The 427-nt window shown below is 67.4% G+C and carries 1 protein-coding gene; it reads left to right on the forward strand.

From position 1 onward, the window contains the following. On the forward strand, window positions 1-368 hold a 368-nt coding region (locus ON31_RS00070; protein ID WP_039807910.1), incomplete at its 5' end, for a hypothetical protein. Window positions 369-427 lie beyond the last annotated feature (59 nt).

Raw genomic sequence — 427 nt, forward strand, 5'->3', positions numbered from 1 at the left:
AGCGCCCGGCCGGAACCGCGGTGCCGGTGTGGGTGGACAACTGGCCGAGCAACTTCGGCACCGGATCGGGCGGCACCGGATCGCCGAGCACCGACTCGCCCGCGACGACCTACCAGCCCAGCGGCGGCGAAGACGACACGTTCGACCAGGCCAAGGCATTCGAGACGGCGTTCTCCAACGCGCAGACCAATTTCACCAGCGCGGGACAGAAGTTCCTCAGCGGCCAGAAGTCGGCGATCCCTGCTCTCGGCGGCTACGTCGAGGGCGTCGAGAAGGTCGTGCAGAACATCAACCTCGTGGTCGCCGACGTGGCCGAGGGCTGGAACCGCGTCACGCGCGAGCAGAAGCGCCAGACGGCGGGGAGGTAGGGCAGCGTGGGCGTGTACGCGAAGGTCGAGCTATTCGGCTGCGACGACTCGTATTTCTG

The sequence above is a fragment of the Nocardia otitidiscaviarum NBRC 14405 genome (genome assembly GCF_000308635.1).
Lineage (GTDB): Bacteria > Actinomycetota > Actinomycetes > Mycobacteriales > Mycobacteriaceae > Nocardia > Nocardia otitidiscaviarum.